Source organism: Cloacibacillus porcorum, from assembly GCF_001701045.1.
Lineage (GTDB): Bacteria > Synergistota > Synergistia > Synergistales > Synergistaceae > Cloacibacillus > Cloacibacillus porcorum.
The window spans coordinates 3,127,081-3,152,392 of the sequence record NZ_CP016757.1; the positions used below are offsets into that span (position 1 = coordinate 3,127,081).

Below are 25,312 nucleotides of genomic sequence, written 5' to 3' on the forward strand. Positions count from 1 at the left end.
ATGTGAAACATTTTCCGAATAAAATGCCCCGTCTCTCCCGTGGGGCATAAAACCGCCGCTTAATCCTTAAGTTCGGTGAACTCAAATCTTCCCTCTTTGATTACATCCTCCTTCGTGCGCATCGCCTGGACATGTCCCTTTATCTTTTTATAATTCTCCACCGTCATCGTATATTCGATGGGGGCGAGAACCGCGGGGGAAGCCGTGTAGTTGAATGGGTGCACTATCATCTTTTCAACATCGGCAAGGAAGGTGATACCGCCGCCGGGCATCAGGTATGTCGGCGCTCCCGCTATCGTGAGGGTCGCGTCGCCGCGGTGCACGGCCTTTGTGATCTGTATCGGATCAACCGTAACGCCAGCCCTTGCGCTGCCGCCAACGCCCGCGTAGTACATCGCCGACACACGGCTGTCCTCACAGCAGCCGGCCGCCATTTTACGGAAGGCCTCAAGCTCCGCGGGGATCTCCACAGGCACGGGTCTGCCCTCGGCGGAGACTTCAAAGAGGGCGATCTTGCGCCAGGTCGTCTCGGCTACCAGGATCTTCATGCCTGGCTTGGCGATATTCATGTCTATATCTTTTATAGCCTCGATGGGGTCTTTGATATTCGTTCCGCCCCAGCCGTCTCCGTGTTCAAAGAAATAGCGCCCGTTGGTCGCCAGCCGTCCGACAGGCGTGACGCCGCTGTAGGGCTTCTGTTCGGCGCCGGCGGGATGCTTAGTGAAAAGGCCGGTGATGTGGTGATCGAGAATTATCGCCTCATCGATCAGCGGGGCAAGCGAACGGGCGAAAAGACCGCAGCAGGCGCCGCCGCAGCCGACGCGCATCTTATCGTCCACAACGCCGTTGATCACCGGATGTTCGCCAACCTGCAGCTCCAAAGTGCAGCCTTTATCTACAGTCAGCGTCACCTTTTCTTTATTCCCCAGCTCGGCCATCGTCTTCACGACATACATGCCGTCGGGACCCTTTACCTTATTCACGCCGCCGAGAATAAGGATATGAGAACCGTACTGCTCGGTAGTAACGATGCCGACCACGCGGCCATTGCGGCGGACGAGAGCCCCCTCGTCGCCGATATGGGCGTTGGTGTCGATTTTCACCATCATAGAGCTGTAAGAGACCGGGGCCTCTGTAACTACGGTGACGACGTCAAAGTCATCACGCTTTTCCGTGACTATATAGGGCGCCGGCTTATAATCAGGATATGCCGCGCCCGCGCCTACCGCGGAGACGATCGGTTTCATTATCGCAATCTTCTCAGGCGCTGCCGCTGTATTTATCGGGATCTGCAGCGGCCTTACGAGGACCAGCTCGCCGTTTTCGTTGCGGAACCTTTTGCACGCTCCCTGTTTTCCCTCAGGAATACGGCATTTGACGCCGCAATTACGGCAAAGCAGCGTGTTCTCGGAGACGGCGTCTTCCGACAACGCGCCGGGTTTGCAGTATTTGATGCAGGTGACGCAGTGAACACAGTTGTCATTGACGACCGCCTTCTTATCGACTACTTTAATAGCATCCGAAGGGCATACCTGTTCACATGCCCCGCATCCCACGCACTTGCCGATTTCAACTTTTATCATTTCTTCCAACTCCTTTAAAAGGGGTCTTACAAAAACTCCGGCAGTGCTGCATTACTGCTATCGGCACTGCCGGAGCGAGGGTAGAGGTGGTACGCTAGATCTTGCCTTCCTGTTTGGCTTTGAGTATTGCGAGCAGTCTCTCCTGCTCGTTGCTGACGATCATTACGCCTTCGTCGACGCCCATGCCTGGAGTGCCCGCCATGGCGAACGGCTTGGTGGCCACGGCGAGGTTTGCGCAGACGATCGCCGCCTTGTCCGTCTGGTTGCAGGTGCCGCCCTGATAGGCGAGGACGCCGTGCGCTTTGCAGTAGAGGTCGGCCTCCACGATATTGTTGATTCCGCCGAGGTCGATAGTCTTGACCTGAACCATATCGGCGCCCTTGGCATCAACCCATTCGACGATCTCTTCATAGGTGTTGGCATATTCGTCAATGATGAGCTTAAGCCTGCATCCGGCGTCGTCAAGATACTTGCGCAGATATTTCATCGCCTCAAGCTGCTTCTCGTTTGATTTCATATCTACCGGCATCTCGACAAATACTTCATAGGGAGCGCAGGCGTCGGCGACTTTGATGAGGTATTCGCCGACCTTGTCAAGGTCGTTGTTGAAGGCCTTGCCCATGCAGCCGTAGACGTCGTAACGCATAACTGGCTTGTAGTCGGGTTCGCCGATCTCAGAGATGCGCTTCGTGACCCACTTGACCCAGTCGAGGAATATCTGTCCGTCGGTTCCAAGCTTCTCTTCGACGTTGTTGATCAGTCCGTGGGGCATCATGCCGACCTTCTTAAGGATCATCTTGTCGACGTTGGTGTAGCGTTCGTCGCCGGACTGGGCGTTGATACGGACAGGTGTGAGATCGACGGGCAGGTTGTATTCGTTGAGGATGACTTCGCACATCGTCAGCTTCTGCTCGTAGGCGACCGCTTCGAGTATCGCCTGCGTTACGCCGTAGCGGATGGAGGCGGGGAGGCGCTCTCCATCAAATTCGTAACGGTCGAACTTCTCTGCCGTTGATTTGAACTCTTTGATGTCCATGCCCTCAAAGTAAGGTGAGACATACTTTTCAATTACCTTTATCAGCGCCGCGGCGGTATTCGGAACCTCTCTGCCGCCGCTGGCCGCGTACTGCGCGACGGCGCAGTCGCCGTATACCATGTGGCCGTCTTCAAGGATGAACATTACGGAGACCGCCACGCCGGGCTGTCTGATCGACCTGAATCCGGGAGTTACGGGCGCTCCCTTATATACGAAGCCGTCTGATTTCGCGCCGCTCTTGATGGCCTCTTTGTCGTCCATATAGAATCCTGTGAGCGCCTCTGAACAAAGTACTTTTTTGACCTTCATTTCAAATCATTCCCTTTCTTGGTGTCAATAAAATTAACGGATAACTTTTCCATCTTTGGCTACAAGGCTGCCGCCGATGTATACTCTCTCAACATTCTTAAGCTGCGGGTATTCGGTCACCACGATGTCGGCCGTGTAACCCTTCTTGAGCTCGCCAAGGTTCGGCGCGAGCAGCGGCAGTATCTCCGCGACACGCGAGGTTCCCTGTCTCACGGCCTTGGCAAGTCCAACGAGCTTCTTCTCAAGCGCCGCGTGCTGAATGGCTTCGAGCATCGAATCGCTGTGTCCAGCCGCGAAGTCGGTGGAGATAATGTCCACGAGATCGTTTTCATAGAAGGCATAGAGGTTGTCGGGTGTCGCGACAAGGTGCTTCGCGCCCCACGGATCATGCACCGCGGCGTCAAGTATGACTCCGGGGAACTGTCTGAGATAACGTCCGTTTTCGACGCATTCTTCAGTCGTGAAGAGATAGTTTGAATGGCAGCAGATAAGCGTATTGAGCCCCATCTTTGCGATCTCGTGGACGATATATTTTGAGGTTGGAGCGTTGTGAATCATCAGGGGGACGTTGTATCTTTTGGCCAGGGCCGCCGCCTCACGGTATCCGTCAAGGGCCACCTTTACCGAAGCGAGCGTCGTCTTATAGACGATGTCTCTCGTCTCTTCAGGGGTGAGGAAGCTGTCGAGCTTTGCCTCTTTGAGCGCCGCCGCGACGCGGTCGCGGTCGTAATACGACTCTTCAATATAACGTCCGAGGACGGAGAGCTTCATCGCTCGCGCCTGGAGATAGTCAATGTCCTTTCCCTTGCACTCCTTTACCGCGCGCGGGATATAAAGGTAGTCCTGACCGCCGCCGCCGAGCGTGTGTCCGCCGCCGACTTCGCCGATGCAGACGGCGCCGTCTGCAAGCATCTTTTCAACGGTCATCTCCTTGTGCTTGGGCTGGAAGCCCTTACCGTCGCAGAGCTCGCCCGCGTGGTAGTTGATCGGGGCGTGGGTCGTCGCCGTCTTGATGCGGATGGGATGGCATTTCTGGGTCTCTTCGACATCGTCCATCGTCGCGAAGCCGTCAACGTTGAGAACTGTCGTGTGCCCCTGGAGCAGGCTTCTGTCAAGGTGATCGAGGATAAACTCGCGTCCATAGTTGACGCAGCCGCTGGCAAACATCGTACCGAAGGTTACGCCGTGCTGATGGTGGTTGATCATACCGGGCATCACGCATTTGCCGCTGCAGTCGACAACCTCTTCCGCGTAGGACTCGATGTTCTCGTCATAATAGAGGTTTACATCTGCGACGAGGCCGTCGACTTCGATGACGTTCGCCTTTTCCAATACCGTCTTGCCGTCTCCGGTCACGACTGTTCCATTTTTGAATATCTTCATATTACAGCCTCCTGGCATAAATTAAGTTTTTATCCTTCAAAGAGACACTCGGCGCGGCGCGGATCAAAACAGCAGCCAAGTCTCATTGATACGACCCTTATCCCACTGGCCCTCTGCGGACCGACCTTCACGAAGGTTCCCAGAACAGTGGTTTTGCCGCCCAGCCCAAGGGCTCCGTAGCCCGATTCGTTGACAGCGTCGGTTATCCTCTTTTCCATCTCCGACTGTATGCGGAAATCGCCCTTTGCCATCGCCTCCATGCCAAGCGAGGCGGCTTCGTAGTTTGAGCGCCCGATACCAAAGGCCAGCACGCAGGGCAGACAGCCGAGGAGCTTAGCTCCCTCCGTACCCCAGGCGATCATTTCATTGATCACCGTATCGACTGAATGCTTATGGAATACACGCAGCGTCTTTCCACGAATTTCAGGACCGCCGCCGTACATCATCACCGTAAGGCGAATATCTTTGCCTGGAACATGTCTCGTCTGAATGGGTGCCATCGCCAGAGCACCGGAATCTTCAGAGAGGCCTTTGCTCTGGCTGATGCGTTCCGCATCGTCGCCCATAACGGCCATCGGACGGCCGGGGAGCATCCGCAGCCCCTTCGCGACTCCCTCTTCCACCGCTTTATAAAATCCCGCGGGGACGGCGCACTCTTCTCCTACCTCAAGGAAGAGGTGAGGAATGCCGGTGTCGTCACAAAGGGGGAATACCTTTGATTCCGCGATCTCGGCGTTTTCCAGAATATTGTTGAGCACCCACTTAGCGTGCGGGCTATCCTCGTTCTCCGCCGCTCTCCTATAGGCCTCTATCTGGTCGGGACGAAAAACAGTGCTCGCCTTGACCAGAGTCTCCGCTGTCTTTTCCGTAACTTCTCTGCAATCTATCATCTTGATTACCTCTGCCGGTTGTTATTTTTAGTCGTATATCGATTCGCCGTGAGCGATGGCGACGATGGCCGGAAACTTTTCTACCTCGACCTCATGGAGCGCCTCCATCCCCTCTTCCGGGAAGGCGACGACGCGTTTACTCTTCATCGTGGCGGTCAGCAGCGCCGTATTCGGCGGAGTGACGAGAAAGATGGCGTTATACTTTTTTAGGGCCTCTACGGTCTCTTTTTTAAGACTGCCCTTACCGATATGCATCTTCACGCCTGCCTCCGAAAGTGCGGGAATGCTTCCCTCTATGTCAAGTTTGTTGCTTGAGGTCGGCCCTATCCCCGCTGGGCTCACAGCCGTATGAAAGACGGCGGTACCTTTTAGAAAAATGCCCTTCTCCTCGCACGTCCCATCTTCAATACACTTAACAACCTTCGGCAGCACCGCGTCGCGGCCCGTAAAAATCGGTCCGTAAATTTCGACCATATCGTAAACATGCAGCCCGTTTATCGTTTCGTCGTCGACTGGCATCTTTATCTGCATATCTGCGCCATCCCTTTCGTTAATTTTACCTATTTTTTATATCCACATTATGGATATAATATCTTCTATGTGGTGAATATATCATACAAAGTTTTAAGACCTATGTCAATAACGAAAAATTTCTCTATCTGGTTTGAGGAGGCGTTATCTGCTAAAATTCATGAAAATTCATCGAACAGTTGAATATATCTTTAAGAACATGGAGAAATGTATCATTGCGTGATGCTTAAGCTATAATACATTTCGGCGGAGGTATAAAAAATGAGCGACAAACAATCAGAGACCGGAACACAGGCCATACAGCGGGCCCTCGCGATATTAAACTGCTTTACAAGAGGAATAGACGACCTGTCACTGACGGAGATATCGAAGCTGGTACAGATCCCCTATTCCACCGCATCCAGGATTGCCGGGATATTGGAACAGGAGTCATTCCTGATCCGCGACAAAAACACAAAGCGCTTCAGCCTCGGCAGACGGGTCTACAGCCTCGGCTACTGCGCGAAACAGAACGACTTCTTAAGAAAGGTCATCTACCCCTATCTTGTCAGGCTGAGGGACGAATTTGGCGAGACGGCGCTGATTTACATCAGAGAGGGCGATTACCGCATCTGTTTCGAAAAGGTGCCGGCCTTCCACAGCTTCAAGTTCTCTCCCACCGTCGGCTCAAAATATGTGCTGTGGGCAGGAGCTGGAGGCAGGGGCTTTCTTGCGTACGCGATGCCGGAGGAGCAGGATAATTTCCTGAAGGACACCAGAAATCTCACCACCTTCACCACCACCGACAGGTCTAAGATAATGAAAGAGCTTTATAATCTCTGCGAGAAGGGCTACAGCTACTGTATAAACGAATATCAGGAGGGATTCTCTTCGATCGCGGGTCCGATCGTCGACAGCGGCAATAATATCCTTTGCACGATAGCGGTCACGGGACCGAGCGCCAGATTCACAGACGATATTGTCAAAGGACTAAAGGAACGCATCCCCCAGTACTGCGCGGAGATATCATCCACCTTCGGCTGGTATGGCCATAACGGCGAGGATTTCCTCTTTCCCAGCCCGTCGCTCGAACATATCATCAACGGCATGTAGAACGAACGGCGCCGCCCTTTCGGCGCTTCACGCGGGAGGGGCAAATAATATTTTTACAGTCGTATTCATTAGATAGGACGACGGACTTAAATTTCGCCGTCTTGAATTCTGACAGGGGAGACCCACCAAGGATTTTTACGCAAATAACCGACAAAAGCCGCGGCCACCCAGAAGAGGCCGGTACAAATACCGTACCGCCTCTGAGAGTGGCCGCGTTCGTTTTTTAATGTCTTTTTATGACCTATTTCGCGGGAGCGTCGCAGACCAGCGTGCCGGCGATCGCGAAGTTTTCTCCCTTCATCTCGTTGATGATGATGCGCACGGCGCTCTGAGGCACATCCATCGTTTCGCTGACGACCTTCGTCATCCCCGTCACCATCGCGCGCTTCTGCTCTACGGTGCGCCCCTCTTTGATGTTTACCATAACGATCGGCATCTTCGCATCTCCTTATTATGAAATATCGGCGGTTGCGTGTAAAATATAACCCATATTTTAATCGCTCTACGCTTGGGGTGTCTATATGGTCGGCGGTATTTATATATTTCTGGGCTTCTGCTTTGGCACGGCGCTCGGTTCTTTCGCAAACGCGGCGGCAATGCGCACAGTGGCGGAGAAAAAATGGTGGGGACGGGAACGTTCGGTCTGTGACAGCTGCGGGCGGGTGCTCTCTTCCTGCGATCTGATCCCCGTCATCTCCTTCGTCGTCCTTCAGGGACGGTGCCGCAGCTGCCGCGCGCCGATTCCGCTGCGCCACTTTACGGCGGAACTCTCATGCGGCGCGCTTGCGGCGCTCTTTACCTGGCGTTTCGGACTGACGCCCGCTCTCGCCTTTGCCGGAGCCTCACTCCCCTTCCTGGCCTTCAATACGCTGACAGATCTCGAAACCGGTTACATTTACGACTCCTGGGCGGTGGCGATGGCGGTCTGCGGCATGCTGCTGCGCGCGGCACACGGCTGGCCGGGGCTGCTGGACGGCCTCTTTGGCGCGCTCGCGGGCTTCGGGGTGATCGGCGCGATAATCGTGGCGAGCCGCGGCCGGATGGGGCTCGGAGACGCGGTATTGATGCTGGGCATAGGCGCTTTCATGGGCTTCAAGCTGTCGCTTCTTTCTCTATATCTCGGCTTTATGTGCGGCGGCCTCGTGGTGATCCCCCTGCTGCTCGCGAAGATGGTGACGCGCAAGACGGCGGTGCCGCTGGGGCCTTTTCTCTGCGCGGGAATGGTCCTCTCAATGTTATTTGGGAGTAAAATACTGCCGTATCTGGGGTATATCACACAGTGGCCATGGAATATTTTTTAGGTGAAAACAATTTAAGGAGGAACAACTTATGAAAAAGATACTATCGCTCACCGCGGCGCTCCTGCTTGCCGCCGCCTCCGCCGCGATGGCGGGCAACATCGTTCTGGTAGAACCGGATAAAACCGGCGGCCCCTCAGTCATGGAGGCAATCGCCGGCCGAGCCTCGGCGGAACAGAAGGCTTTCTCCAATGAAGAGCTCTCGCTGAAGGAGCTTTCCACGATCCTCTGGGCGGCGACGGGCAGGAACCGCGAGCCCAAGGGCTGGACGGTGCCGATGGCGATGGGCCGCGAGCCTTATGTCTCCGTATATGTGCTGCTCAAGAGCGGCGGCTATCTTTACAACTGGGAGAAGAACGCCCTGATGCAGCAGACGACGGAAAAGAAGCTGACAAGCCGCGCCGTGACACAGGACTTTGCCAAGAGCGCTCCCTGCATCCTGGTCTTCGTCAGCAAGGGCACGATGAACGTCGATAATTACAATTACATCGCCACCGGCGCGATGTCGCAGAACGTCTACCTCGCCGCCGAGGCGCTCGGTCTCAAAACCCGCTTCCTCGCCTCCTTCAATAAGGTAAACATCGAGGCGGCGCTGATGCTCGGCCCGATTATGAAGATAACGGGCGTCATGGTAGTCGGCAGACAGTAACCGGCAGGAGACCAGCTATATAGTCAGCGGCCTGAGAACGCCTCGGGCCGCTGACTATATTCGCACACCTCTCTGTTGCAAAAGCCGCGCAAAAGCTATATGCTTTATTTGAAATGTTTTACCGCTGAAACGGAGGTATTACTATGAGTTTTGTTCCCGCGTACATCTTTCGCGAATATGATATAAGAGGCATCGCAGATGCCGAGCTCACCGACGAGCACGTATTTCTCATCGGCAGGGCCTTTGGCACCTGGCTCATGCGCCGCGGCGTCACCGCGGCCACCCTTGGCGGAGACGCGAGGCTTTCCACCCCGCGCATAAAGGCCGCCGCCGCACGCGGACTCAACGCGGCGGGCGTCGACGTCACCGACATCGGGCTCGTCTCGACACCGACCTTTTACTGGAGCCTCTATCGCTTCGACGTCGGCGGCGGCATCATGGTGACCGGCAGCCACAACCCGAAGGAGTTCAACGGACTGAAGGTCGCCTACGATAAGGCCACGCTGTGGGGCGACGACATCCAGTCGATATACAAAATGATAGAGGCCGACGACATGGCTGAGGCGGAGAGGCCGGGCAGCTGTAAGAGCGCCGACATCAACGCCGAATACATCGACATGCTCGTTTCAAAGATAACCCTCGGTCCGCGCAAACCCAAAATAGTCTGCGACTCCGGCAACGGCACCGGCGGCCTTTATGCGCCGGAGTTCCTGCGCCGCATCGGCTGCGAGGTGACGGAGCTCTACAGCACGCCAGACGGACACTTCCCCAACCACCATCCTGACCCGACCAAGCGCGAGAACCTCCCGGCGCTGATCGCCGCGGTGAAGGAGAGCGGCGCGGACTTCGGCGTCGGCTTTGACGGCGACTCCGACCGCATAGGCGTGGTGGACAACAACGGCGAGGTCATCTGGGGCGACCGCCTGATGGCGCTCTACTGGAGCGAGATACTGCCGAAACATCCCGGCGCGCTGGCCATCTGCGAGGTAAAGAGCTCGATGGCGCTGCCGGAGACGGTGGAAAGGCTCGGAGGCCGTCCGATTTGGTGGAACGCGGGACACTCACTCGTCAAGGCGAAGATGCGCGAAGAACACGCCCTCTTCTCCGGTGAGGTCTCCGGCCACATGTTCTTCGCCGACGAATATTTCGGCTATGACGACGCCTTCTACGCCGCGGGACGGCTGGCGCGTATCATCTCAAACACGGACAAGACGCTCGCCGAGCTGATGGCGGCCATCCCCATCTACCCCTCGACGATTGAGACGCGCTACGACTGCCCCGACGACGTCAAATTCGGCGTTGTCGAGCGTGTGAAGGAGGAGGCTCTCGCGGAAAAACTTGAGACGATCACCGTTGACGGCGTGCGGATAATATACCGCGACGGCTGGGGGCTCGTGCGCCCCTCAAACACCCAGCCGGTGCTCGTCGCGCGCTGCGAGGGACGTACCGAAGAGGCTCTGGACGAGATAACAAAGGACATGAAGCGGCGTCTGCTGGCGGCGGGAAGTCCCGATTTCGAGTGGGGCTACTAATCGCCGCAAAACAGCAGCACAGCGAATCCCGCGCCTGCGGAGCAGTTAAAACAGCCGCATGAGACAAAATATGCGGACAGATTTATTCCAAAAGTGGAAACTTAAGGAGGAGACATATCACATGCAGTGCTCTCGCGAAGTTGAAGAAATGGTATGTGTGGCAAAGGGCGCCAACCACGGTCCCGCGCCCATTCCCGAAGAGGGAAAGTGGGTCGAATCAAAGCAGATCGGCGACATCTCAGGCTTTACGCACGGCGTGGGCTGGTGCGCGCCGCAGCAGGGCGCCTGTAAGCTCTCGCTCAACGTCAAGGGCGGCGTCATCCAGGAGGCGCTCGTCGAGACGATAGGCTGCTCCGGCATGACCCACTCCGCGGCGATGGCGGCGGAGATCCTTCCCGGAAAGACGATCCTTGAGGCGCTCAACACCGACCTCGTCTGCGACGCGATCAACACCGCGATGCGCGAACTCTTCCTCCAGATAGCCTACGGCAGGACGCAGAGCGCCTTCTCCGACAACGGTCTGCCGGTGGGCGCGGGGCTTGAGGACCTCGGCAAAGGGCTGCGCTCACAGATCGGCACGATGTACGGTACCCTGGAAAAGGGCCCGCGCTACCTTGAGATGGCGGAGGGCTACATCCTCGACCAGGCGCTTGATAAAAACGGCGAGATCATCGGCTACCGCTACGTTTCGCTCGGCAAGATGATGGAGGCGATACGCAAAGGCATGGACCCGAAAGAGGCCTTTGAGAAGAACACCGCCACATACGGCCGCTACGCAGAGGCCGATAAGATCATAGATCCGCGCAGGCAGTAGGAGGGAACGGCAATGGCAAACTTTGAAGGTTACGACCGCAGGATAGACAAAATAAACGCATTCCTTGCCGGAATCGGCTTCGAGTGCATCGATGAGACACGGGAACTATGCCTGGAAAAGGGTATAGACGTCGCGGCCATCGTGCGCGGCATCCAGCCGATCGCCTTTGACAACGCCGTCTGGGCCTACACCCTCGGCGCGGCGAACGCCATAAAAAGCGGCACGAAGACAGCCGCCGCGGCGGCGGAAAAGATCGGCGAAGGGCTTCAGGCCTTCTGCGTTCCCGGCTCCGTCGCCGACCAGCGCAAAGTCGGCCTCGGCCACGGCAACCTCGCTGCGATGCTGCTGCATGAGAATACAAAATGCTTCTGCTTCCTCGCGGGACACGAGTCCTTCGCCGCCGCGGAGGGAGCCATCGGCATCGCCCGCACGGCAAACAAAGTGCGCAAAGATCCGCTGCGCGTCATCCTCAACGGCCTCGGCAAAGACGCGGCCTACATCATCTCGCGCATCAACGGCTTCACCTTCGTGGAGACGCTCTACAACCAGTACACAGGCGAGCTTGAGGTGACGATGGAAAAACCCTTCTCCGACGGCGACAAGGCGAAAGTCAAATGCTACGGCGCGAATGATGTCAACGAGGGCGTGGCGATCATGCGCCACGAGGGCGTCGACGTCTCCATCACCGGCAATTCGACGAACCCCACGCGCTTCCAGCACCCCGTGGCCGGCACCTACAAAAAATGGGCCGTCGAAAACGGTAAAAAATACTTCTCCGTCGCCTCCGGCGGCGGCACGGGACGCACGCTGCACCCAGACAACATGGCCGCCGGTCCCGCGAGCTACGGCATGACCGACACCATGGGCCGCATGCACAGCGACGCGCAGTTTGCCGGCAGCTCTTCCGTCCCCGCGCACGTCGATATGATGGGCCTTATCGGCATGGGCAACAACCCGATGGTCGGTGCCTCCGTCGCCGTAGCCGTCGCCGTTGAAGAGGCGATGAGGTAATATTTCTCCTAATACATATTGGAAAGAGAAGAGGGAGGGTGAACATCACCTCCCTCTTTTTTTGTTATTCAGGAACCTTCGTCGCTTTAACTATTTCCGCCGTCTCCTTACGGGGCTTATTTACGGCCCGCGCTTTTTCTAAAGAGGAGCGGCATCGATATGAGCAGCGCGAACAGGCCAAACCCGGCGGTATTGCAGCCGCTTGAACCGCCGCCGTGGGCCGCCGCCGTCACCTTCACCTCGCAGGAGGCGCTGTACGCGCCGTCTTCTGTGACCGCCGTTATCACGCAGGTTCCTTCGCCTTTAGCGGTGACCGTTCCATCTTTGTCCACCGTGGCGACCGACTCTTTGCTGCTGCTCCAGGTCAGCGGCTGTTCGGTTATCCCCCGGAAGGCGGCGGTTATCTTTTCCGTCACGCCTTTGCTGACCGTCATCGCCGCGGGCGTGAGGATAAGTCCCTCTGTCTGCGGTTTTTTCGTCACCGTAACGGCACATGTGGCCTTTTTGCCGCTTGTCTTCGCTGTCGCCGTGATTTCCGCGCTTCCCTTTTTTAGCGCGCTGACGACGCCCGTCGCGGCGTTTACGGCGGCTATGTCGGGTTTGTCGCTGCTCCAGGTTATCTCCTCCAGCGCCCCCTCCGGCGCGAAAGAGAGGGAGAGCTGTCTGGCATACCCCACGGCGAGAGTGAGTGCCGACGGTTCCACCTTCACGACGGCCGTTTCAGGGCGCGGCTCCTTCACGTCTTCGGAGAGCGCCGTTATCCGCCTGTCGGTTCCGGCGATACATATAGGCACGCTGGCAAAATCGGTCTTATTATCGCCGTTGTTATTGCGCCCCTCGACAAAGAGATAGACCTCTTCGCCGCTTTTGTATTCGGGAATGGTGAATGTAACGTCGCCGCTTTTGTCGGCGGCGGCCTCAAGATCCTTTATCTGACCGTAGTAAACGGCCCTGTCGCCGCTGGTCACAACCGCGGCGAGGTGGTAGCCCACGCCGGTGGAGGCGCCTGAGTACCTTACCTTCACGTCAAGGCTGACGGCGTCGTTCGAGAAGTCCCCGCTCGTTAAGTCGGCAGAGTCCAGTTTGTATGTATTTGTCGCGAGGGTCAGTTTGTGTTCGTATTTTCCTTTATCGTCGGAGGTGTAGGTTTGTTCCTGAAGCGCGGCGGCTACGCCGCCGGTTTTCCCGCCTGCGGCGGGAGATGTGAAGAGCAAAGATTCAAGATTTAAATGAAAAGCCGGACGAAGGCCGACAGCCACAAGATTAACGCCGCCACCGCTGAGGCTGCCGTCGCCATCGACGCCCGACGCTCAGTAGACGCTGCCGCCGGGGGAACGAAGCCACCAATAACCATACTTCTTGTTACCTTCCGTATTACTCATGACTCCCTGCGACGCGCCATAGCCGGTAAGCTCCGCTTTGCGGGAACTACTGCTATTATCATCATTGGCAAAACCATAGGCAGTATTTTTCGCATCGGCGTAGGAAAGGAGGAATATTTTATCGGTTGTCTTGGGACCGGGGGTAGCACCCCGTGTGCTCGAGTTGTCCACCGCCGCCTTTATTATCCCGCCGCCTTCGCCCGCGGAGAAGGCCTTCTCGTAGAAGGAATAGGTTTTCGGGTTCCTCACCGTTATCTTGGTCACATCCGCTGAGACCGACCCGACATATTCTTTGCCATTGAGGAATTTGCGGATCTGCGATTCGCTCCACCAGCAATAGTATGGATCGGTATCGCTGTAATCGGGATTGAATGACACGCCGCCGTCCAGTATCTTTTCCGAAAGCATGAGCGCCGTCTTGTCGCCGCTCACTTCGAGCACGCGCCAGAGAACGGGCTCCACCTTGAAGTCAGCCGAGGTGCCGGACTGCGGGTATGTCCCATAATAGACGACGTCCGCGCTTGTCAGCGCCATCGCGGGCAGCACAGGCACCATTAATAACGCCGCCGCGCATAACAACATCAGAATTCTTTTCGTTCTTTTCACTTTTTCCATCTCCTTTATATTTCGTCAATAAAGTTGAGCATGTCCGTATTCTCAAGCAGCCGACGCTTTAACGAGTATGTGTGCCCCTGGCCAAGGTGCCCCCTAAAACCCGCCAGATGGGATTTCACCGCCGCATAATCCATTTCGTTGTTATAGTATTTTGCGGCGATTTCCTTCAGCTTACCCCCAAAGCGCTTCTTCGACTGCCTCCTCAGTTTACGAACAACTTTCCCCGTATCCGTGAGATAAAAGTGGAAACCGAGATAGTCCACTCCGTTAGATATTGGAAATATCTGAGTCTTTTTGTTGAATTGAAGCTTCAATACATTTTCAGCATGATCTCTCATAGCCGCAAGGCAATCCTTGAGGAATTCCCTGTCGTGATGCACGATTACGCCGTCGTCCATGTACCGCGTGTAATATTTTGCGCGCCAGTCCTCTTTTATTATCCGGTCCATGCTGTCCGGGTAATAGACCCCAAAACACTGGCTCGTCTGGTTTCCCAGTGGTACCCCGGGGGAGAAGCTGTCGATTATGCCGCAAACCAGTCCGTATACCTCGTCGTCAGCCAGCACTTTTCGCATCTTTGTCTTCAGGACCGTATGCGATATGCTCATAAAATATCTGCTGAAATCGGCTTTCAGAAAATATCCGTGCGCACCATGGCTCTTGTAATGTTCCCTTAAAAAACAAGAGAGGCGGTCTATCGCAAATGAGGTTCCCTTTCCCTTTCTTGAGGCGGCATTGTCATATATCATACGGTTTTCAAGAAGCGGCCAGAGTATCTGGTCGCAAAGCGCGTGCTGAACGACTCTGTCTCTGTAGTGCAGCGCGTCTATGTTTCTCTCTTTCGGATCGTGGATTTTAAACCGATAATACCCGCTTATTTTGTATGTTCTGTCGTCTAAAGCTCTTTTAAGCTGCCAGAGACTTTGTGACAGATTCATCTCAAAGAGTATTACCTCGGTTTTACAGCGCTTGCCCCGTCTCGCAGCCTTGTGAGCCTGCATGAGACTCTCAAAGGAAGACATTTTCTCGTAATCTGTCGTCATATATCACCTCCGATCACAAAAAATAAAATTCACCGCGGAAGAATTCTGAAGTACTGTAATCAAAATTCATATGAAAACGAAAATAGCTGTTTCTTATGTCCGTTCTCTCCGCGGTATGTGTTTATCCCCGCATTAGGAGTTTTGCTTTATCCATCTGCCGGGAAAGGAACAGGATTCCTTTGCCTTACGCACCGACTCGCCCCCTTGGGCCTAGTTTCACGCAGTTAAGGCAGATCCGGACGAAGGCCGACAGCCCCAAGATTAACGCCGCTATCGTTGAGGCTGCCGTCGCTATCGACGTCTGACGCTTAGTAGACGCTGCCGCCGGGGGAACGAAGCCACCAATAACCGCCCTTTTTTAACCCTGTCCCCAAACTATAAAAAATCACGTTCTGGACGCGAATCTTTTTTTATCGCTGTTTATCCATGCTCCCAACAAATTAGAGCAATCGCTTATCAACTCGCTAAGATGTTCGTATTGTCTCTTGAGCAAACATCCCCGCTCGCTTGCCACGAATGACAGATAATCAATGACTTTCAAGTCCGTAAGCGCTTTATGCTGCAGGTCAAGGCGCCTTTCATACCTCTTCGAAGACTCACCGCCGCCAATATAGACGTCGTTCGCCGCGTAAAGCGTCTCGACAACCTCCAGAGATTTGTTCTGGAGTCTCGCCGTAAAGGTATACCGATATTTCTTCGGGGACGATTCCGTCGCTACAAAAATATAATCGGTCAGCTCTTTGGCCTTTGTTATGATCGTCAGTTCGCTTTTTTTCCCCACCATCGGACACTGCACCATCTATTTTTTAATTATATATATAAAACCAATCATAAGCATACAATAACACATATATAAAATTTAAGTCAATTAATCAATAAATTATTTTCTAAATATAACGATAATATTTTAAAAATATTTCATAGTACGTAAATAAACGCTGGCGTCGCGTATTTGGGGCAAAGAAAACCATTTACTTTTGCAATTAACAAGCCGCCGGTTTATTCACTTAATGGGGTTGACAATCGCTCTGTTTGTATCTAAAATTTCACCCATTGAAAGATAATCAGTGTAAATCATCTGAAAGGAGGCAATGGGACATGACGAATAAGATAACAGCTTCATCGCTTGACAGTCGTGTCACACGGTTCTCCTTTATCGGCGCGGGTCCTCTTCACGGGATCTGCGCGAAGACTGCTTGATTCATAGATAGCGCCATTTGAATCTACGCACCGCGTATATGTCGTTGAAGCAGGGCCCGCACATTGCGGCCCTGCTTTTTTGCTGCCCGGCGACAGCATAAATTTTTAAAAAACATTTGGGAGAGACCCGAGAAAGGAAATGAGAAAAATGGAGAAACAGAATTATTACCAGCCCGAAATCGAATGCGCGTCACGTGAACAGATCAGAGAATGGCAGAGCGAAGGACTTGTAAAGACCGTCCGGCACGCCTATGAAAACTCGCCCTACTACCGTAAGAAGATGGACGAACACGGCGTGAAGCCGGAGGATATCAAGGGCGTCGACGACCTGCACAAGCTTCCCTTCATCAGCAAGGACGACCTGCGCGAGGCCTATCCCTACGGGCTGCTCTGCAAACCCCTCTCCGAATGCGTCCGTATCCAGTCCACGAGCGGCACCACCGGCAAGCGCGTCATCGCCTTCTACACGCAGCATGACATCGATGCCTGGGACGACGGCTGCGCGCGCGCGATCGTCGCGGCCGGCGGCACCAAGGACGACGTCGTGCACGTCTCGTACGGCTACGGCCTCTTCACCGGCGGGGCGGGACTCAACGGCGGCTCGCATAAGCTAGGCTCCCTCACGCTGCCGATGTCATCCGGCTCCACCGACCGTCAGATACAGTTCATGCAGGACTTAGGCTCGACGATACTCTGCTGCACCCCCTCATACGCCGCCTATCTGGGCGAGACGGTCGTCGAAAAGGGGCTGCAGGATACGATAAAGCTCAAGGCGGGGATATTCGGCGCGGAGGCCTGGAGCGAAGAGATGCGCCATGACATCGAGAAGAAGCTCGGGATCAAGGCATACGACATCTACGGCCTCACGGAGCTCGAGGGCCCCGGCGTCAGCTATGAATGCTGCGAGCAGCGCGGCATGCACATCTGCGAGGACCAGTTCATCGCCGAGATCATCAATCCCAATACCGGCGAAGTTCTGCCGGACGGCGAAAAGGGCGAGCTCGTCTTCACCTCCGTCAATAAAGAGGCCTTCCCGATGATCCGCTACCGCACCCGCGACATCTGCGTGCTCTCCCACGAGAAATGCTCCTGCGGCCGCACCCACGTCCGCATGGCGAAGCCGATGGGGCGCAGCGACGACATGCTCATCATCAAGGGCGTCAACGTCTTCCCCTCGCAGATAGAGACGGTGCTTATCGACAACGGATATTCACCGAACTACCAGCTCATCGTCGACCGCGTCAACAACAGCGACACCCTCGACATCAACGTTGAGATGAACCAGGAGACGTTCAGCGACACCCTCGGCGAGATATCAACGCGCGAAAAGACGCTCGTCAACGCCTTGAAGGGCTTCCTTGGAATTTACGCGAGGGTCCATCTCGTCGAACCGAAGAGCATCCCGCGCAGCGAGGGCAAGGCGGTGCGCATTATCGACAAGCGTAAGCTCTACTAATAGGCAGGGAACCACGCCGCAGTCAGCCGCGGCAAACCATAAAAAACGCGGCGCTGAAAACAATCATAAATTATCCATAGGGATATAAAGAAAAATTGATTATAATAAAAGGAGGAATTATACAATGAAGGGGGAAAAGACCATGACAGTCAAACAGATTTCCGTCTTTGTAGAAAACAAGCCGGGGAAACTGGCGGAGTTCGTGGAGCTCCTGCGCGCAAACGGCATTGATATGCGGGCGCTCTCGCTCGCCGAGGCCGCCGACTTCGGCGTGCTCCGTACGATCGTCAGCGACCCCGATAAGGCGCAGAAGGTGCTCTCCGATGCGGGCAGCATTTCGGCGGTGACGCCGGTGCTCGCCGTTGAGGTATCCGACGAGCCGGGCGCGCTTTACCATATTCTCGACATACTCAAAGAGGGTAACGTCAACCTTGAATACACCTATGCCTTCACGACACGCAAGGATCAGGGAGCATATATGGTCTTCCGCGTCGCGGACAAGAGCATTGACAAGGCGATAGAACTTCTCGCGGATAACGGCATCGGCATCGTGGCCCAGGAAGATATTTACGACCTGTAACTTTTCACATCCGCATAAACAAACACAGGGGACCGTCTATTGGCGGCCCCCTGTGTTTTGGGACGGTATCGAGAATCTTGCGTTTATTGCCGGTAACTACCTCTTTCTGAAAAATATCGCCGCTCCGCCGAACACCAGCAGCAGAAGCGGGAAGGCCGCGGCATTACAGCCGCCGGAGGAACCGCCGGAGTTTTCTTCGATTACCTCGACTTTATCTGAAGCAAGAAGTTTGATCGGCACCGCTTTAGATACACCTATCGGACGAACTTTGTCAACCACGCCAATCGTATTATTCCCGACACTGTTAAAATCACCGTCATATCGTGCGGTCCAACCAAGAATATTGCCATTTTTATCTTTTTCCAATTTATCGGTGTTGCTCGAATAGTGCACACTTATATCTTGACGGGTTACGTCAGCTAGTTTATTCCCCTTAATCGTACATTCTGTAAATGTCGCAGTACCAACGGGCTTCATTGTATCATCATTATGCGAGCCATCGTGTGAATACAGTCCGGCTCCCGCGACTGTTGCTACGTTATTTATTATTTCACATTTAACAAGCTCAAGTTCGCTTAAAACATCAAGGATAACGCCACCACCGTTCTTGGCCTTGTTGTTCGATATTACGCAGTTTTCCATTTTTCCGTGAGCATTATAAAAGAGGATACCGCCGCCGTTGCCTATACCATTATCGGATACATCATTTGAGGCAATTGTACAACCTTTGAATACATTCAACGTATCGTTCTCTGGATTTACGTAGACTCCACCACCACGTCCGCCTTTATTGCCAGATACCGTGCAGTTTATCATCTTTATGTTGCCGCCCCACTCCCCTCCACGTTCCGGGGATACAAATCCGGGGTCAACGTAAATGCCACCGCCGCGAGATCCACAAATATTATTAATTATTTTTGTATTCTCAAGTACGGCGTTACCTATCAAATATATCCCGCCAGCTCTGTCTTTTCCCGTGTTTTCGGATATTTCACAATTCTTGAACGTCACCTTAGCTTTGGCGTCGATAAAAAGAGCGGCGCCTCCATCCTTCGTATGCACCCCCTTCTCGGTGCCGCACTTTGTAATCTTCACATTATCAAAAGCGACTACCAGGTTACGCCCGACATAAACTCCGCCGCCACTGACGGTGCCTTTTTTAGAATCGGCAGCCGCGTATCCGCCCTTTGTTATCGTAAGGTTCTTAAATACAACATTCGTTCCCGTAACTTTAAAGATACGCGCCATACCCATAGCGTCAACTACGTGGTTAGCTCCATCAATAGTTATCGGCTTGTCGATAATTATTCCCTCTACTGTTATTCCTGTCTCACCATTTAAGACATCATATGTGTAATCATCCGATAACGTCAAAGTCGCGCCTTCGTTGGTTCCATTTATTGCGCCCTGCAATTCGCTGAAATTTCCCGCCTCGGCGCTGCCGGTAAACAAAAGAGCACAAAGCAACAGTACAAAAAACCTTCCGGTGATTCGCTTCAAAGATATTCCCCCTATTCTATTTTATGCAACTATGTTTCATAGCATTCATTATATTTCATAGATACCTGTTGTCTATTTTTAGTCAATTTAATTTTTTTATAGCCCGTTTTGTTCCAATAAATAGAAAGGAGAGCTTGACATAATTCGAACTCTGCGCAAGAATATCTCATAATGCAATAACGGCAAATGCGATGACTGGAAAGAAGTAGGTCTGCCGGCTGTCTTACAGAGAGCCGCCGGGTGGTGCGAGGCGGTGGACGGGCGAACTGAAATACATTCCAAGAGCAGCGCACCAAAAGGGAGTCCCTCTTATCTCTGATGATCTTCCCAAGTAGGCTGCGACGGGTCCGCCCGTAATCGCGGACAGGGTATACTACGTTTGTAAAGCGCTTTTCGTACAGTACCCGACGAGGACGTCTTTCGTGAGAGGACGTCAAACTGAGGTGGTACCACGGGTGATTATTCCCCGTCCTCTGGATAACAGGAGGACGGGGATTTTTATATGCCCACCCTCCGAAAAAGGTTACGCACAGTTTAAGGAGGAAGAGACAAAAATGCCGATCACAGACCTGCTCGAAAGAAACGCCAAAGAGTTCTGCCACGAGACGGCGCTCGTGGAGATAAACCCCGAAGTCAAGGAGCTGCGCCGCGTCACGTGGAAGGAATACGAGCTGATCGAATCCAGCCCCACGGAGAGCTACCGCCGCGAGATCACCTGGAGCGTCTTTGACGAAAAGGCGAACCGCTGCGCGAATCTGCTTCTTTCGCGCGGCATCAAAAAGGGCGACAAGGTCGCCATCCTCATGATGAACAGCCTTGAGTGGCTGCCGCTTTATTTCGGTATTTTAAAGACGGGGGCCCTTGCCGTCCCCCTCAACTTCCGCTACACGGCGGAGGAGATAAAATACTGCCTCGAGCTCGCCGACGTCGACGCGCTCTTCTTCGGCCCGGAGTTCATCGGCCGAGTGGAGGATATCTGCGAGCAGATCCCCCGCGTGAAGCTGATATTCTACATCGGCGACAGCTGCCCGCGTTTCGCGGAAAATTATCTGCATCTGACGGCGAACCTTTCGAGCTACGCGCCGCGCATACTGCTCTCCGACGAGGACGACGCGGCGATATACTTCTCCTCGGGAACGACCGGCTTCCCCAAGGCGATACTGCACAACCACGAGAGCCTCATGCACGCCGCGAAGGTCGAGCAGAGCCACCACGGGCAGAGACACGACGACGTCTTCCTCTGTATCCCGCCGCTCTACCACACGGGGGCAAAGATGCACTGGTTCGGCAGCCTCATATCCGGCAGCAAAGGCATTCTGCTCAAGGGCACGGACCCCATATCGATCATCAAAACCGTCTCGGACGAAAAGTGCACCATCGTCTGGCTGCTCGTGCCGTGGGTACAGGATATCCTTGACGCGATCGACGCGGGAAAGGTCCGTCTGGAGGACTACGAGCTCTCGCAGTGGCGGCTCATGCACATCGGCGCGCAGCCGGTGCCGCCGAGCCTCATCAACCGGTGGCGCCGCGTGTTCCCGAAACATAGATACGATACGAACTACGGCCTGTCGGAATCTATCGGGCCGGGCTGCGTCCACCTCGGCGTGGGCAATATAGACAAGGTCGGGGCGATCGGCGTTCCGGGCTACGGATGGAAGGTGAAGATCGTCGACGACGAGGGGCGCCCCGTCACCAACGGCGGCGTCGGCGAGCTGGCCGTGAAGGGGCCCGGCGTAATGACCTGCTACTACAACGACCCAAAGGCCACCGCCGAGGTGCTGCACGACGGCTGGCTGGCGACGGGGGACATGGCGCGCCAGGACGAACAGGGCTTCATCTACCTTGTGGACCGCAAAAAGGACGTCATCATCAGCGGCGGCGAGAATATCTACCCCGTTCAGGTGGAGGACTTCCTCCGCGCCCATCCCTCGATAAAGGACGCGGCGGTGATCGGCCTGCCGGACCAGAGGCTCGGCGAGATCGCGGCGGCGATCATCGAGCTCAAAGAGGGTTTCACCTGCACCGAGGAGGAGATCGAAAAGTTCTGTCTCGACCTGCCGCGCTACAAGCGCCCGCGCCGCATAATCTTCGCCGAGATCCCCCGCAACCCGACGGGCAAGATCGAAAAGCCGAAGCTGCGCCAGATGTACCGCGCGGAGAACCTCGTCGCGATGCAGACAAACAGCTGAGCCACCCGGCTTTCTGCATAAGCGGTGCTCATGCCTCTGTTTGACAAAAAGGACAGATAAGGTATAATACTCTCCGACATATTTACGGATATGCCTATGCCGGTGTAGCTCAGTTGGTAGAGCAGCTGACTTGTAATCAGCAGGTCGGGGGTTCGAATCCTCTCGCCGGCTCCATTAAGCTAAAAAAGCCAGTCACATCAAGGCTTTTCCTATATACTTTAAGGTCAAATTAGCTGACTTTTCCCATTGGTACAAATAACAGGTACAAAAAGGGAGAAGTCAGCTAATGTTTTTATCAACCGTTAGGAAACCGCGTGTCAACAAATACTCATGTTCTAACATTCTTCTTAAGGGCGCTATCTACCACTTTAGGCAGTGTATCCCCCAAGATATTGTCCCCTGTTTCTCCAAAAAAGAATATCGTTTATCATTGCATACGTCAGATAAAAGGAAAGCCGCAAGGAAAGCGGCAATAATGCACAATGTACTGTGGGATATTTTTACATTGATTAGAGAGGACGGGTTCAAGATGGACGAAGCAACTTTCAGGAATATTGAAGCTATGGCTGATAAATGGCTTGTCGAAATACTTAAAGATGATGAACTGAAAAGGATAAAAGGATTAGTTGACCATGCTTTTTGGCATGTAGATAAAGACTTTAATTATGAAAGTAATAGCTACGACTTTGATTCGATGGCCTCAATGGTGCAGAGCGATATAAAAGAGGCGCTTAAAACTAACGACTTTAAACCGTTTGTGTACGACACAAATACTGGCGAATATTCCGGCGTATATGGGATAAAGAAAACGGTTGACGACTTTATTACGACCCACGCATTAGATATCAAGGGAGAAGAGTTGATTGCTCTCACAAGAGAGATAGCCAAACGCTATGTTGACTATTTGGAGATAGGCAAGGCGCGGGAGAACGGAGATTACGCCGTCGAAAAGAAACTAATGAAGGATATTTTCCCCTCGTCTGGTACAAATATATCCAGCTATACATGCGCTAAAGCCTTGCCATTACAGGATATTCAAGATGATAGTGACGTGACAATTTTAGAGGCCGTCAATAAATACTACGAGACAAAAAGATTCAAAGATTTAGCGGCTGGCACACAGACGGAAGCAAGAAGAGCGTTGACTGATTTTACTTCCATGTTGGGAAACATCCCCCTGAAAGATATAAGCGTTGCAAGTGTACGTACCTTTAGAGCGAGGTACTACAAAATGCCAAAAGAACGACGCACTAAAGAACGGGTACACCTAAACGCCAGCCAGTTGATAGCGCTTGCTGAGAACGACCCTACGGTACAGATAAGGACTGAAAGGGCCTCTTGTAAAAGTTTGGCGTTTATTGTCACATTTTTTAAATGGCTGGAAAAAGAGGGCTATTGTTTCAACCCTCAGATTATAAAAGTCATTGCGCCAGATAAAGAGAAGCCGCTTGTAAATGCAAACGAGAAGAGAAACCGATACACAATAGAGGAACTCAATAGGATGTTCCACCATAAGAGTTATGTCAGCGATTCTTTCAGATATGACTTTCAATTTTGGCTTCCATTGCTGGGAATCTTTACAGGTGCGAGACTTGACGAACTATGCCAGATAAACCCACAGGACGGAATCTTACAGAGCAAAGAGGGAATCTGGTATATCGACATAAAGGATAATGCAGAGGGAAAAGGAATCAAGACGGCGGCTGGATATAGAGCAATACCAATACACCCTGAACTTATCGCGCTGGGATTTATAAAATATGCGGAAGGTCAAAAGGCAAAGGGAGAGACACTGTTATTCCCTGAATTAAGAAACAGGCGTGCCGATAAAAAACTTTATCCGAAAGCGTCCAGATGGTTCAATGATGTATTCAAGAAGGAAGTCGGCATAACATCTGTAGCGACAAAGACAAAGAAAGAGGAAAAGAAACTGGACTTCCATTCTTTCAGAGCGACATTCATAGATACGGCAAAACAGCTTTCACTTCCATTGTCACAGGTACATGAGATAGTCGGACATACGGAGGACAGGGGCGTTACCGGTATCTATGAGGAAAGATACGGGATTGCGATTCTCTTCCATGACGTTATTGAAAAAATAAAGTACGACGGCCTTGATTTGTCGAAACTAAAGAATAACCGCTATAGCCGTTAACAGTATGGTTTAAATCCCCTCCCAGAATCAACACAGAGGGGCTAACTTTAATGCGGAGGTATAAAACTACCTGCCTTGAATGGAGGCTATTTAAAGAATAGACCTCCCTGTCTCTTTTCTACATGGCTATGTGGGGGAAGGTCAGGGAGGAAGACAACCGCCCCGTAGTATCAAGTAGGAAGGTTGCAGAGGTGTTTGAGAAAGAACACAAGATTGTTATGCGCGACATAAGAGAGCTCGGTTGTGCCGCAGAATTTGCCGCCTACAATTTTGTATGCGGGTCCTACAAAGACGCTCAGAATCAGGAACGCCCCGAATACCTCATGACCCGCCTTGGCTTCTCCGTCCTGACGATGGGCTTTACCGACACGAAGGGAGAACTTCCACAGTTTAAGCCCCTTCGCTTAAGAGTCCGTCAGAGGGATTATAATATAAATAGTGTTGGAACATTGGATAATTAACAAAGAAAACCCCTGAGTCTCTGGAAGAGATTATCCCCGATTCTGTGTAAACCACGAAGAAGTCGTAGAATATATCTAAGACAAACGGAGGGTTAACTGCACTGCTAAACTAATCCTGTACATATAGGGGGGTAAAAATGAGACAAGATATAATTGTCTTTTATACATGACAATAATATCTTGTGGCACAAGAGCCATGTTTATATGCACAGGAGGCCTGTAATGCGATACACGAAAGAAGAGCGTCTTGAAATCGGACGAAAAGTTTATGAGGGGATAATGACACGTTACGAGGCTGCCGAAGCCTACGGCATCAGCGACGACACGGCTAGGGACTATATGCGGATGTATCGTGATTCCAACAGTCTGCCGCCCAAGTCTTCCGGAAACGGTTCGGACAGTTATGTTTACAAGCCTTCCGAAAGACAGCCTGACCTATCAGATTATGAGTCCATGACAAAAAAAGAACTCATTGTTGAGTTGATTAAAGCGAAAGTAGCGGAAGCAAGATTAAAAAAAGGCTACGAGGTGAAAGGAGATGGTCCGGTAAAGGAATATATCCTTTTAGACAGCTCGAATACCAAGTAATTCTGGAACTATCCG

23 protein-coding genes, 1 tRNA gene, 1 pseudogene and 1 other annotated feature are annotated in these 25,312 nt (G+C 53.2%); of the genes and pseudogenes, 14 read left to right on the plus strand and 11 right to left on the minus strand.

All coding sequences use genetic code 11. The features are described from left to right. Nucleotides 1-59: 59 nt before the first annotated feature. The 5 genes from BED41_RS14045 to BED41_RS14065 form a co-directional block, all read right to left on the minus strand. Complete coding sequence (locus BED41_RS14045) at nucleotides 60-1,583, minus strand: DUF362 domain-containing protein (protein WP_066747670.1); 1,524 nt, start codon at nucleotides 1,581-1,583, stop codon at nucleotides 60-62. Nucleotides 1,584-1,677: 94 nt separating this feature from the next. Beyond that, a complete protein-coding gene (locus tag BED41_RS14050; protein WP_066747671.1) occupies nucleotides 1,678-2,928 on the minus strand; it encodes a methylaspartate ammonia-lyase in 1,251 nt (416 codons plus the stop codon). Between the two features lie 33 nt (nucleotides 2,929-2,961). Further along, nucleotides 2,962-4,311 carry a hypothetical protein gene (locus BED41_RS14055; RefSeq protein WP_066747673.1) on the minus strand — a complete coding sequence of 450 codons (1,350 nt, stop codon included), beginning with the start codon at nucleotides 4,309-4,311 and terminating at the stop codon, nucleotides 2,962-2,964. Nucleotides 4,312-4,340: 29 nt separating this feature from the next. Continuing rightward, nucleotides 4,341-5,201 (minus strand): fumarate hydratase, encoded by an 861-nt coding sequence (locus BED41_RS14060; protein ID WP_066747675.1) that lies wholly within the window; start codon nucleotides 5,199-5,201, stop codon nucleotides 4,341-4,343. Between the two features lie 27 nt (nucleotides 5,202-5,228). Further along, nucleotides 5,229-5,732: a fumarate hydratase C-terminal domain-containing protein gene (locus BED41_RS14065; protein ID WP_066747678.1), complete on the minus strand. Its 504-nt coding sequence runs from the start codon at nucleotides 5,730-5,732 to the stop codon at nucleotides 5,229-5,231. A 261-nt stretch (nucleotides 5,733-5,993) separates the two neighbouring features. Between BED41_RS14065 and BED41_RS14070 the strand changes: the two genes are divergently transcribed. Continuing rightward, entirely contained in the window at nucleotides 5,994-6,824 is an 831-nt protein-coding gene (locus BED41_RS14070) for an IclR family transcriptional regulator (protein ID WP_066747681.1), read from the plus strand. 241 nt (nucleotides 6,825-7,065) lie between these two features. On the opposite strand, the gene thmT is transcribed toward BED41_RS14070, so the two are convergent. Beyond that, on the minus strand, nucleotides 7,066-7,260 hold the full coding sequence (thmT, locus tag BED41_RS14075) for a 2-hydroxymuconate tautomerase (RefSeq protein WP_066747684.1): 195 nt from the start codon (nucleotides 7,258-7,260) through the stop codon (nucleotides 7,066-7,068). An 85-nt stretch (nucleotides 7,261-7,345) separates the two neighbouring features. On the opposite strand from thmT, the gene BED41_RS14080 reads away from it, so the two are divergent. The 5 genes from BED41_RS14080 (at nucleotide 7,346) to BED41_RS14100 (ending at nucleotide 12,128) form a co-directional block, all read left to right on the plus strand. Then, complete coding sequence (locus BED41_RS14080) at nucleotides 7,346-8,125, plus strand: prepilin peptidase (protein ID WP_066747687.1); 780 nt, start codon at nucleotides 7,346-7,348, stop codon at nucleotides 8,123-8,125. Nucleotides 8,126-8,153: 28 nt separating this feature from the next. After that, on the plus strand, nucleotides 8,154-8,771 hold the full coding sequence (locus BED41_RS14085) for a nitroreductase family protein (RefSeq protein WP_066747690.1): 618 nt from the start codon (nucleotides 8,154-8,156) through the stop codon (nucleotides 8,769-8,771). Between the two features lie 143 nt (nucleotides 8,772-8,914). Next, a complete protein-coding gene (locus BED41_RS14090) occupies nucleotides 8,915-10,303 on the plus strand; it encodes a phosphomannomutase/phosphoglucomutase (protein WP_084002489.1) in 1,389 nt (462 codons plus the stop codon). Between the two features lie 121 nt (nucleotides 10,304-10,424). Next, on the plus strand, nucleotides 10,425-11,117 hold the full coding sequence (locus BED41_RS14095) for an iron-sulfur cluster assembly scaffold protein (RefSeq protein ID WP_066747697.1): 693 nt from the start codon (nucleotides 10,425-10,427) through the stop codon (nucleotides 11,115-11,117). A 12-nt stretch (nucleotides 11,118-11,129) separates the two neighbouring features. After that, on the plus strand, nucleotides 11,130-12,128 hold the full coding sequence (locus BED41_RS14100) for a GGGtGRT protein (protein WP_066747700.1): 999 nt from the start codon (nucleotides 11,130-11,132) through the stop codon (nucleotides 12,126-12,128). Between the two features lie 116 nt (nucleotides 12,129-12,244). Here the strand turns inward: BED41_RS14100 and BED41_RS14105 are convergent, their stop codons facing one another. From BED41_RS14105 to BED41_RS14120, 4 genes are all read right to left on the minus strand, one after another. Beyond that, the gene (locus tag BED41_RS14105; protein ID WP_066747703.1) at nucleotides 12,245-13,387 is read right to left on the minus strand and encodes an Ig-like domain-containing protein; all 1,143 of its coding nucleotides are present in this window, start codon (nucleotides 13,385-13,387) and stop codon (nucleotides 12,245-12,247) included. Nucleotides 13,388-13,438: 51 nt separating this feature from the next. Further along, nucleotides 13,439-14,116 (minus strand): DUF6273 domain-containing protein, encoded by a 678-nt coding sequence (locus BED41_RS14110; protein WP_157102372.1) that lies wholly within the window; start codon nucleotides 14,114-14,116, stop codon nucleotides 13,439-13,441. A gap of 14 nt (nucleotides 14,117-14,130) precedes the next feature. Then, complete coding sequence (locus tag BED41_RS14115) at nucleotides 14,131-15,168, minus strand: reverse transcriptase domain-containing protein (protein ID WP_066747710.1); 1,038 nt, start codon at nucleotides 15,166-15,168, stop codon at nucleotides 14,131-14,133. Nucleotides 15,169-15,553: 385 nt separating this feature from the next. Further along, the gene (locus BED41_RS14120; RefSeq protein WP_066747713.1) at nucleotides 15,554-15,952 is read right to left on the minus strand and encodes a four helix bundle protein; all 399 of its coding nucleotides are present in this window, start codon (nucleotides 15,950-15,952) and stop codon (nucleotides 15,554-15,556) included. Nucleotides 15,953-16,516: 564 nt separating this feature from the next. Between BED41_RS14120 and BED41_RS14125 the strand changes: the two genes are divergently transcribed. Further along, nucleotides 16,517-17,824, plus strand: coding sequence for a phenylacetate--CoA ligase family protein (locus BED41_RS14125; RefSeq protein WP_066749339.1), 1,308 nt, complete (start codon nucleotides 16,517-16,519; stop codon nucleotides 17,822-17,824). Between the two features lie 124 nt (nucleotides 17,825-17,948). After that, on the plus strand, nucleotides 17,949-18,404 hold the full coding sequence (locus BED41_RS14130) for an ACT domain-containing protein (RefSeq protein ID WP_084002490.1): 456 nt from the start codon (nucleotides 17,949-17,951) through the stop codon (nucleotides 18,402-18,404). A gap of 96 nt (nucleotides 18,405-18,500) precedes the next feature. On the opposite strand, the gene BED41_RS14135 is transcribed toward BED41_RS14130, so the two are convergent. Then, nucleotides 18,501-19,904: a right-handed parallel beta-helix repeat-containing protein gene (locus tag BED41_RS14135; protein WP_066747716.1), complete on the minus strand. Its 1,404-nt coding sequence runs from the start codon at nucleotides 19,902-19,904 to the stop codon at nucleotides 18,501-18,503. 182 nt (nucleotides 19,905-20,086) lie between these two features. Continuing rightward, nucleotides 20,087-20,381 (plus strand) — a binding site (T-box leader). Between the two features lie 77 nt (nucleotides 20,382-20,458). Between BED41_RS14135 and BED41_RS14140 the strand changes: the two genes are divergently transcribed. From BED41_RS14140 to BED41_RS14160, 6 genes and pseudogenes are all read left to right on the plus strand, one after another. After that, nucleotides 20,459-22,093 (plus strand): class I adenylate-forming enzyme family protein, encoded by a 1,635-nt coding sequence (locus BED41_RS14140; RefSeq protein ID WP_066747721.1) that lies wholly within the window; start codon nucleotides 20,459-20,461, stop codon nucleotides 22,091-22,093. Nucleotides 22,094-22,191: 98 nt separating this feature from the next. Further along, nucleotides 22,192-22,267, plus strand: a tRNA-Thr gene (locus tag BED41_RS14145). A gap of 112 nt (nucleotides 22,268-22,379) precedes the next feature. Then, nucleotides 22,380-22,595: pseudogene (locus tag BED41_RS16980) on the plus strand (DUF6538 domain-containing protein); the annotation flags it as partial. A 27-nt stretch (nucleotides 22,596-22,622) separates the two neighbouring features. Continuing rightward, nucleotides 22,623-24,248, plus strand: coding sequence for a tyrosine-type recombinase/integrase (locus BED41_RS14150; RefSeq protein ID WP_168160279.1), 1,626 nt, complete (start codon nucleotides 22,623-22,625; stop codon nucleotides 24,246-24,248). 128 nt (nucleotides 24,249-24,376) lie between these two features. Continuing rightward, nucleotides 24,377-24,709 carry a Rha family transcriptional regulator gene (locus BED41_RS14155; RefSeq protein ID WP_168160280.1) on the plus strand — a complete coding sequence of 111 codons (333 nt, stop codon included), beginning with the start codon at nucleotides 24,377-24,379 and terminating at the stop codon, nucleotides 24,707-24,709. A 222-nt stretch (nucleotides 24,710-24,931) separates the two neighbouring features. Beyond that, nucleotides 24,932-25,297 (plus strand): helix-turn-helix domain-containing protein, encoded by a 366-nt coding sequence (locus BED41_RS14160; RefSeq protein ID WP_066742226.1) that lies wholly within the window; start codon nucleotides 24,932-24,934, stop codon nucleotides 25,295-25,297. Nucleotides 25,298-25,312: the final 15 nt, after the last annotated feature.

What these genes read in the sequence shown, in the direction of transcription:
- BED41_RS14045 (WP_066747670.1), bottom strand. Translation starts at nt 1,583, where the DNA reads ATGATAAAAGTTGAAATCGGCAAGTGCGTGGGATGCGGGGCATGTGAA.
- BED41_RS14050 (WP_066747671.1), bottom strand. Translation starts at nt 2,928, where the DNA reads ATGAAGGTCAAAAAAGTACTTTGTTCAGAGGCGCTCACAGGATTCTAT.
- BED41_RS14055 (WP_066747673.1), bottom strand. Translation starts at nt 4,311, where the DNA reads ATGAAGATATTCAAAAATGGAACAGTCGTGACCGGAGACGGCAAGACG.
- BED41_RS14060 (WP_066747675.1), bottom strand. Translation starts at nt 5,201, where the DNA reads ATGATAGATTGCAGAGAAGTTACGGAAAAGACAGCGGAGACTCTGGTC.
- BED41_RS14065 (WP_066747678.1), bottom strand. Translation starts at nt 5,732, where the DNA reads ATGCAGATAAAGATGCCAGTCGACGACGAAACGATAAACGGGCTGCAT.
- BED41_RS14070 (WP_066747681.1), top strand. Translation starts at nt 5,994, where the DNA reads ATGAGCGACAAACAATCAGAGACCGGAACACAGGCCATACAGCGGGCC.
- thmT (WP_066747684.1), bottom strand. Translation starts at nt 7,260, where the DNA reads ATGCCGATCGTTATGGTAAACATCAAAGAGGGGCGCACCGTAGAGCAG.
- BED41_RS14080 (WP_066747687.1), top strand. Translation starts at nt 7,346, where the DNA reads ATGGTCGGCGGTATTTATATATTTCTGGGCTTCTGCTTTGGCACGGCG.
- BED41_RS14085 (WP_066747690.1), top strand. Translation starts at nt 8,154, where the DNA reads ATGAAAAAGATACTATCGCTCACCGCGGCGCTCCTGCTTGCCGCCGCC.
- BED41_RS14090 (WP_084002489.1), top strand. Translation starts at nt 8,915, where the DNA reads ATGAGTTTTGTTCCCGCGTACATCTTTCGCGAATATGATATAAGAGGC.
- BED41_RS14095 (WP_066747697.1), top strand. Translation starts at nt 10,425, where the DNA reads ATGCAGTGCTCTCGCGAAGTTGAAGAAATGGTATGTGTGGCAAAGGGC.
- BED41_RS14100 (WP_066747700.1), top strand. Translation starts at nt 11,130, where the DNA reads ATGGCAAACTTTGAAGGTTACGACCGCAGGATAGACAAAATAAACGCA.
- BED41_RS14115 (WP_066747710.1), bottom strand. Translation starts at nt 15,168, where the DNA reads ATGACGACAGATTACGAGAAAATGTCTTCCTTTGAGAGTCTCATGCAG.
- BED41_RS14120 (WP_066747713.1), bottom strand. Translation starts at nt 15,952, where the DNA reads ATGGTGGGGAAAAAAAGCGAACTGACGATCATAACAAAGGCCAAAGAG.
- BED41_RS14125 (WP_066749339.1), top strand. Translation starts at nt 16,517, where the DNA reads ATGGAGAAACAGAATTATTACCAGCCCGAAATCGAATGCGCGTCACGT.
- BED41_RS14130 (WP_084002490.1), top strand. Translation starts at nt 17,949, where the DNA reads ATGAAGGGGGAAAAGACCATGACAGTCAAACAGATTTCCGTCTTTGTA.
- BED41_RS14140 (WP_066747721.1), top strand. Translation starts at nt 20,459, where the DNA reads ATGCCGATCACAGACCTGCTCGAAAGAAACGCCAAAGAGTTCTGCCAC.
- BED41_RS14150 (WP_168160279.1), top strand. Translation starts at nt 22,623, where the DNA reads ATGGACGAAGCAACTTTCAGGAATATTGAAGCTATGGCTGATAAATGG.
- BED41_RS14155 (WP_168160280.1), top strand. Translation starts at nt 24,377, where the DNA reads ATGTGGGGGAAGGTCAGGGAGGAAGACAACCGCCCCGTAGTATCAAGT.
- BED41_RS14160 (WP_066742226.1), top strand. Translation starts at nt 24,932, where the DNA reads ATGCGATACACGAAAGAAGAGCGTCTTGAAATCGGACGAAAAGTTTAT.